General features: G+C 33.1%; 6 protein-coding genes. 5 read left to right on the top strand and 1 reads right to left on the bottom strand.

Annotation, left to right across the window (positions count from 1 at the left end; translation table 11 throughout):
- Window positions 1-864: 864 nt before the first annotated feature.
- Window positions 865-2,115, bottom strand: a complete 1,251-nt coding sequence (locus tag ACIQYG_RS26690) for a tetratricopeptide repeat protein (protein ID WP_402844550.1) — start codon at window positions 2,113-2,115, stop codon at window positions 865-867.
- Window positions 2,116-2,392: 277 nt separating this feature from the next.
- On the opposite strand from ACIQYG_RS26690, the gene ACIQYG_RS26685 reads away from it, so the two are divergent.
- The 5 genes from ACIQYG_RS26685 to ACIQYG_RS26665 all read left to right on the top strand — a co-directional run bounded on the left by ACIQYG_RS26685 (window position 2,393) and on the right by ACIQYG_RS26665 (window position 6,436).
- Window positions 2,393-3,607 carry an MFS transporter gene (locus ACIQYG_RS26685; RefSeq protein ID WP_402844547.1) on the top strand — a complete coding sequence of 405 codons (1,215 nt, stop codon included), beginning with the start codon at window positions 2,393-2,395 and terminating at the stop codon, window positions 3,605-3,607.
- Window positions 3,608-4,123: 516 nt separating this feature from the next.
- Window positions 4,124-4,510, top strand: coding sequence for a DUF3888 domain-containing protein (locus tag ACIQYG_RS26680; protein ID WP_402844544.1), 387 nt, complete (start codon window positions 4,124-4,126; stop codon window positions 4,508-4,510).
- A gap of 74 nt (window positions 4,511-4,584) precedes the next feature.
- Window positions 4,585-4,980: a GNAT family N-acetyltransferase gene (locus ACIQYG_RS26675; protein WP_402844556.1), complete on the top strand. Its 396-nt coding sequence runs from the start codon at window positions 4,585-4,587 to the stop codon at window positions 4,978-4,980.
- Between the two features lie 221 nt (window positions 4,981-5,201).
- A complete protein-coding gene (locus ACIQYG_RS26670; protein WP_402844553.1) occupies window positions 5,202-5,606 on the top strand; it encodes a GNAT family N-acetyltransferase in 405 nt (134 codons plus the stop codon).
- Between the two features lie 341 nt (window positions 5,607-5,947).
- Window positions 5,948-6,436, top strand: coding sequence for a hypothetical protein (locus ACIQYG_RS26665; protein WP_264895217.1), 489 nt, complete (start codon window positions 5,948-5,950; stop codon window positions 6,434-6,436).
- The last annotated feature ends 545 nt before the right edge of the window (window positions 6,437-6,981 follow it).

Genomic DNA, 6,981 nt, shown 5'->3' with positions numbered 1-6,981 from the left:
ATTTCATTTACCCATAAGTCTAATTAAAAGGGTTGTGAAATCCTGCGAATAAGTGAGCATTCGAGAGATATTCGCATCAAACTGAGGGAGTTCAATAAAACATAAAGAATTATAAAGCTAACAAGTGCCATACTTAAAGAAGGAAGTATGGTTTTTCTTGGTGAATTAAAGAAGTAGCATGGTTTAGAAGAATATATTATTACTTATATAGTGAATGGGGTTTTTACATTGACAGAAGTTTTTCATATACCATATGGGAATCATCCGTCTCAATTCGGTGTATTGCGTATGCCAGAGTTGTTTTGTTTCAAAGCTACATTAAGGTATAATTTGCACTTATTTTAAGTGCTATTTTGCAAGTATATTAGTACTATTATTTTTCATTTATTTTGTCGTTTTTTGTCATCGAAAAAGACGTACCACCAAAACTTCAGTATATTATACTAAGCAAACCCCAGCAAAAAAAGCCTTTTTCTGTACATTAGATATACCTTAAGAAGTAAAGGATGCAATTGACTTAGGTCTCAACTTATTAGATGCCATGAAGGGCATTGAAGAGGCTGGAAGAAACTGCAACGAGGAAACAACGTCAGCAACAACATCTAACAATAACTAAAAATAAAGGAAAAATCTGCATCGTAGTAGGGAAATGAGAGAATAAAATATTGGTGGATTGAACATTTATATTGAAAAGGGACTTTCTTCTGAAATAGAAAAAAAGCCTTCCTTTCTGTATATTCTACAAAAAGAATAGCTTTTTTTCATGTCAACTTAGATTGATGGAGGGCCAGGCGCAACAGATAAATGTACGTTTTAGAGTTGTTAGCTACTTAAAGTACAAAAAATTGTATAGTTGTCACCAATTTATTTGATATATACCTTTTCTTCCTCACCTAAAATGCCTTCTGTTTCCCATTGGTCTAAATACCTTTTAAATTTTTCAAAAGAATCATGTTTAATCTCTTTTGATATGTTATAGCCATTAATACCAGCTGATAAATTAGTTGAGTCGACTTCTAAAGTCTTCAAAAATGAAATAAGAGCTTCTTGCTTTCTCCCAAGAGAATTTAAACAATACCCCATCATAAAATGTGTATAGGTTATACGGGGAAGGCCAATTTCTTGTGCTTTATTAAACATAGTTAGAGCTTTTTCAAACTGTTCAGTATGCATATATACATCTGCCATTTCATGATAAGATATAGACCAATTAGGGTCTGTATCAATCAAATCTGATCCTGCTCGTTCTGCTTGTTCATACTCTTTTGACAAATATAGACGCTCTTTTAATTCTGATTCGTAACAAGTTTTGATTGCATTTAGTTTCCTGCATACTTCTAGATCATTTGAAGGTACAGCAGATTTTGCATAATATAAAGCTTTCTCCATTTCATTTCTAGTTTGTTCCACTAGCATTTCTTCAGCAGGAACCATTGCATAAGCACGGTGAAATGCGGAAAGAGCTATCTTTTCAGGGAATGTTTTTCCTTCTCCTAAAACCTTTACAGCATCTAACCCTATCTTTATGTACCATTTATAGAGATCTGAACTTATGGATTTTTCTTTTATGTGCCAAACAATAGCTTGAGTAGCAACTTTTAATAAGGCTACCTCGGAGAACGTTTGATTCTCAAAAATGTTTTTCATGTTTGAAAATTCTTCTTCACAAGATGCTTCCTCGGTTAATCTATTTTTCAAAAAGAAACTTAAGTAATAGTAGTGAATTAACTCTTCATTGATTAAATGTTTAATTTCAATGTTGCGAAGGATTTTTGAAGATAATTCAAATCGGGATATAGCAGCAAGACTATAAGCAACATTTAATACCTCTACTGGAGAAAAGTAAGAAACATTCAATATTTTGTCTTTGATATCCTTTATAGGTCCCTCCAATGAATAATCTAAATTTGATAAAGACTCTACAGGTATTTTAGAAACAGATGCTACTTCGAAAAGGGTAGATGGTTCTAGTAATTGTCCAAGACGGTATGAAGCTTTTGTAAAATCTTGTGATAGTAAAGAACGACAAACCGTTTTAGACCATATATTTGCTTGATTATCAGTTTCTTTAAAATACAAAAATGCTGATAAAAAGGCGTTTTCTGTATTTATCAAGTTTACTCCTCCTTAACGATTCTAGTATATATGTTAAGCCGTATTTTGACTTTATGACTTTATGTAAATAATAAGTGGATCCCACAAGGGGATCCACTATGTAACGCTTAATCATAGAACGATAGATCAAGTTTCAAATCCAGATGGTTTAATTTTAATGCTCGCGCTTTGGAATTTTAACATTCAGCTCACCTCCGTTTCCATTTATAACCTATTTATAATATAATTGGTAATTGATTACAAGAATATTCTGATAAAAATGGCGAAAAGGGGAGATATGATGCATAATAACAAATTATGGAATGGTAATTTTTTACTACTGTGTTTTAGTAATTTTTTTATGTTTACTAGCTTTTATATGTTGTTACCAACGTTACCTGTTTACTTAGTAGAGCATCTTGATGGTACAGAACGACAAGTGGGGTTAATTATTGCATTTTTTACAACAGCTCAGATATTTGCCCGTCCTCTTGCTGGGAAGTGGCTTGATGAAATCGGGAGAAAGAAAGTATTTTTGTATGCTCGTATCGCCTTTTTTGTATTAATGTTTCTCTATTTAAACATTCCGGGCATACTTTTGTTTTTCCTTTTAAGATTTATACATGGGTTTAGCTTTGGAATCGCTACAACAGCATCGGGAACAATGGCAGCTGATATCGTACCATCTGAACTTCGTGCTGAAGGAATGGGTTATTATGGAGCCTTCGTGAGCTTAGCACTTGTAATAGGTCCTTCATTAGGGTTATGGATTGTGAATAGTGGGAATTTTAATATTTTATTTATTTTTTGTTGTATTCTAGGTGGAATTAGCGCTTTCTTAGGAAATTTGATAAAGGTTGATGATCATACACAAAAAAAGGGTGGAAACCAAAATCGGTCTCTTATTGAAAAACTTATCGAACCTAAGGTAATACTTATCTGTATTGTTTCTGTCATGATCTTATCTGTTTATGGTGGTATTGTTTCGTTTATTTCTCTTTATGCAAAAGAATTAAAAATGGTAGAAGCATCGGGATACTTTTTTACTGTTTATTCACTTGTGTTATTAGTAATAAGGCCTATTACCGGTAAAATATCCGACAAATTCGGAGCTTATTTTGTCATCTATCCGGGAATGTTATTGTGTATCGTAGGAACGGTTGTGTTAAGTCAATCGAATACACTTACCATCTTTTTGCTTTCAGCCTTTCTCATAAGTCTCGGATTAGGATCTATACAACCAAGTTTACAAGCGCTAGTAATAGAAGCTGTGCCTGCAGAACGTAGAGGTGCCGCCACAGCTACTTATCATATGTCAGTCGATTTAGGAATCGCAGGAGGAGCCTTTGTCTTAGGTATCATTGCAAATTATATTGGATACACTGGTATGTTTTTGTCTTCTTCTTTATTTGTACTTGTGGGTTTAATCTTTTATGTAATATATCAGTTTCAGCAAGTTAAGATTCAAAACGAGCAATTACATCAAGACACTAAAAATTCAAGTACACTATAGCTGGGGAAAGTTCGTAGTTTAGATTTGAAGAAGATATTGTAAATTGTTATCACTTCATAATGCCACTTTATGAGATTACTCCATTTCAAAGAAACATTATCCCTGTTTTATTGTACAGAAAGTCGTAGAAGGTGCAATAGCTTAGTGATTGGACGTAAACCCAGCTTACCTTCTCATGTGAAGGTAGCTGGGTTTTAAAGTTGGATGTGCAATATAACACTTAAAATAAGCGCAAATTATCGGGAAAAATGACGGGATTAACCTTCCAACCCAGCTAAGAGCATAAACACTTTAATAAATAACATTCTGGCCTTGGAGGTAATTTTTCTTTTTCTATTTTTCAAAAGGTTTGTGCTTTTTTATCGCTCAGTTTGTGTCAACTCTACAAAAAGCCTTAATTCGGGTGCGTTAGCTGAAGAACGGCTGTCTTTAAGGAAGCTTTTTCTTTATTCACTATCAGGGGAAAATATTTGAATAAAACTTTACAGTTCTTAGGAAACTAAAGTGGGTGATAAAATGAAAAATTTCGCAGTAATGCTTTTGATATCAATATTCTTAGTAAGCTCTAATACGCCAGTTTATTCAAAAACAATAAATGAAGCTGATACGGAACTATGTGAAACACTTAAATATGCACTTATAAATAGTCTTAGACAACCAGTAGATAAAGCAATTGCTGAAATATATAAAGATGATAAAGATGCACCAAGTAATCTTACTTGGGCTTCGTATGACACAGAAATACTCAAAATTAAGCAACTGTACGGAGTTGGTGGAGAATATGAGATAACTCTAAAAGTCCAACCTTATTATGATGCCCATAATAGTTATGGAATAGATGAGGTTGTTGTAGATACAAGGGGTGAGTTAATAAATTATAAACACATAAAAACATATCCTTGAATTTCAACTAACGGATGCGGTCTTCATTAAGAAGGATCGCTTTTTCTTTTGGCACTAACGGGGCAGGATAGTTCATCATTTATACAATAGAACCCCCTGAAAATTTTAAGCAATTACTAACCTTATATGAATCTTTAGGATGGAATTCACTTAAATTAACAGTTAATGATTTGAAACAAATGTGCAATCAAAGTTGGTATGCAATTTATGCTTTTGATGAACAACAGTTAGTGGGTATGGGACGTGTTATTTCAGATGGTGTGATTACTGGAATTGTATGTGGAGTGTGTGTACTACCGAGCTACCAGTCCGAAGGAATCGGCAAAGAAATGTTGAATCGAATAATTGAACATTGTGAGCAAAATCGAGTAATTCCTCAACTTATGTGTGTAGAAAGTTTGAAATCATATTATGAAACTTTTGGATTTGAGAAGTTTACCATTGGTATGACAAAGAATATAAATCGATAAATTTAATTTATTGTCTAATTAACGGATATTTAGTTCAATAAGGAAGGTTGCTGCGGCAGCCTTTTTCTTAATGAACTAAAGGGGCAGATTAGTTGAACAAGGATAATTCACAATTTGTATAGAATATGTAGATAACAAAGAAATTTAAATAAAGGGTGTGCATCACAGATGGAAATTACCATCAAAAGAACAAGTTTAACTGAAGTAGATATGTTGTTGCCATTCAGAAAAAGGCTTTTGCAGAAGACTATAAGTTATACCAAGACCACGATACAACTCCTGTAAATGAGACACCTGAGAAATTAATCGAAAATATTGAACACTATATCCATTACACAATATGGTCAAATAACAACATTATCGGTGGAATAGATCTCCGTAAAAAAGAAAATATACTGTTATTAGATAAACTATTCATAGCAAACGAATATCAAAATAAAGGTCTCGGAACAAAGATAATGAAATTAATTGAGGCTGAATTTCCATTAATAAAAATTTGGCGTTTATATACTCCATATTTAAACAAAAGAAATCAATATTTTTATGAGAAATTTGGCTATGAAAAAATAGGAGAAGTTCAGCTAACTGAAAAGCTTTTGTTATTTAAGTATGAAAAATGTATTTAATTTAAGGCGAATTTAAGGTACATAAAAGGAACACAAGATGAGTTTCTTGTTGAACTAACGGGTGCTTTAGCTTAGGATCGGAGCTGTCTTTAAAAGGCAGCTTTTTCTTTATGCAACTAAAGGGGCAGGTGTTACTTTAGGTGATAATTTGCACTCATTTTAAGTGCTATTTTGCACGTATATTATTAATAGATTATTCAGCAATAAATAGTTCATTAGGGAAAAGTACCTGTTCTGCAATTTCAATCAAAGTAATTCAATTAAAAGGTTGTATATTAAATTAATGGGAATTAGTGGTAAGATTAATTGGTCAAAGTCAGGTTACTAAGGGGAGGAAGACCATGAAAAAAATATTGCAGCTTTTACTGCTTATCCCAGTTGCTGCCATCTCAATTTTTATTATTATTCTAATTGCCGGACAATTTGGTGTCTATAATTTTATAGGTGAAGATTATGATACAAGCCCTCCCACAGGCGAGTTACACGTTAATGGTTCCGGAATAATTATGGAACAAGGAAATGTAAACTGGGAAGTGAAAGATGGTGAATTTGTAAAAAAACGGGTGGATGATATAAAGACTTTTGCACAAAAAGAAAAAAAAATCGACCTACCATCTGGAGAGGATATAGGATTTTCATATATTGCAAATGGTACAGTTTTAGAAAGTGATATTACAGCACAGCTTTGGAATAACAATAAGAAAGAATCGATTACAATTGAAAATAGCACAATACATCTGCCAAATAGGAAGGGAACATTTATTTTAGAGATAAATTTAGTAGCTGAACAAGGAACTGTTCAATATATTTCTACTGTCAATTTAAATTAAGCATAATTTTGTAAATGGCTAGTAACAGAGCGTATTTCTGTTACTGGCCATTTTTGGGGTACGTCACATTGCCATCAAGGTAATGTTTTGTAGTACCTCCAGAACGAAATTTTGGACTTTCTTGTAACTGATAAGCTCAATTTATCGTTTTGGGGGATGACCTATTTTTGAAGTTGGATGTGCAAATAGCACTCAAAATTAACGCAAAATAACGCCGAAGTTACAGACAGGTTAGCAAGATTGTGAAGGTTTGTACTTAAACTAACAGGTGCTTTAGCTGAAGATCGGAGCTGTCTTTAAGGCAGCTCTTTTCTTATGGAACTAACGGGGCAGGTTAGCATTCCTGTAGATCGTTAAATATCAAGTTTGAAAAAAATAGACCCCCTCAGTAAGATACGAGTATAGAGTCCAATCTAACTCAAAGTCTTAAGGAGGAAGCCCTACTATGAATTTAAAATGCAAGACAAACAAAATCAACTAATAGAAAGAATTTCCGATACACATCTAATTGTAGGTGTGGATATAGCCCAACAATTACACGTTGC

The organism is Peribacillus sp. NPDC096622, assembly GCF_044762665.1.
Lineage (GTDB): Bacteria > Bacillota > Bacilli > Bacillales > DSM-1321 > Peribacillus > Peribacillus frigoritolerans_B.
This window is presented reverse-complemented; position numbering and strand designations above follow the sequence as displayed.

Bases quoted from the DNA above. Each gene is read 5' to 3' on its own strand.
- ACIQYG_RS26685 (WP_402844547.1), top strand. From the start codon at position 2,393: ATGATGCATAATAACAAATTATGGAATGGTAATTTTTTACTACTGTGT.
- ACIQYG_RS26665 (WP_264895217.1), top strand. From the start codon at position 5,948: ATGAAAAAAATATTGCAGCTTTTACTGCTTATCCCAGTTGCTGCCATC.
- ACIQYG_RS26680 (WP_402844544.1), top strand. From the start codon at position 4,124: ATGAAAAATTTCGCAGTAATGCTTTTGATATCAATATTCTTAGTAAGC.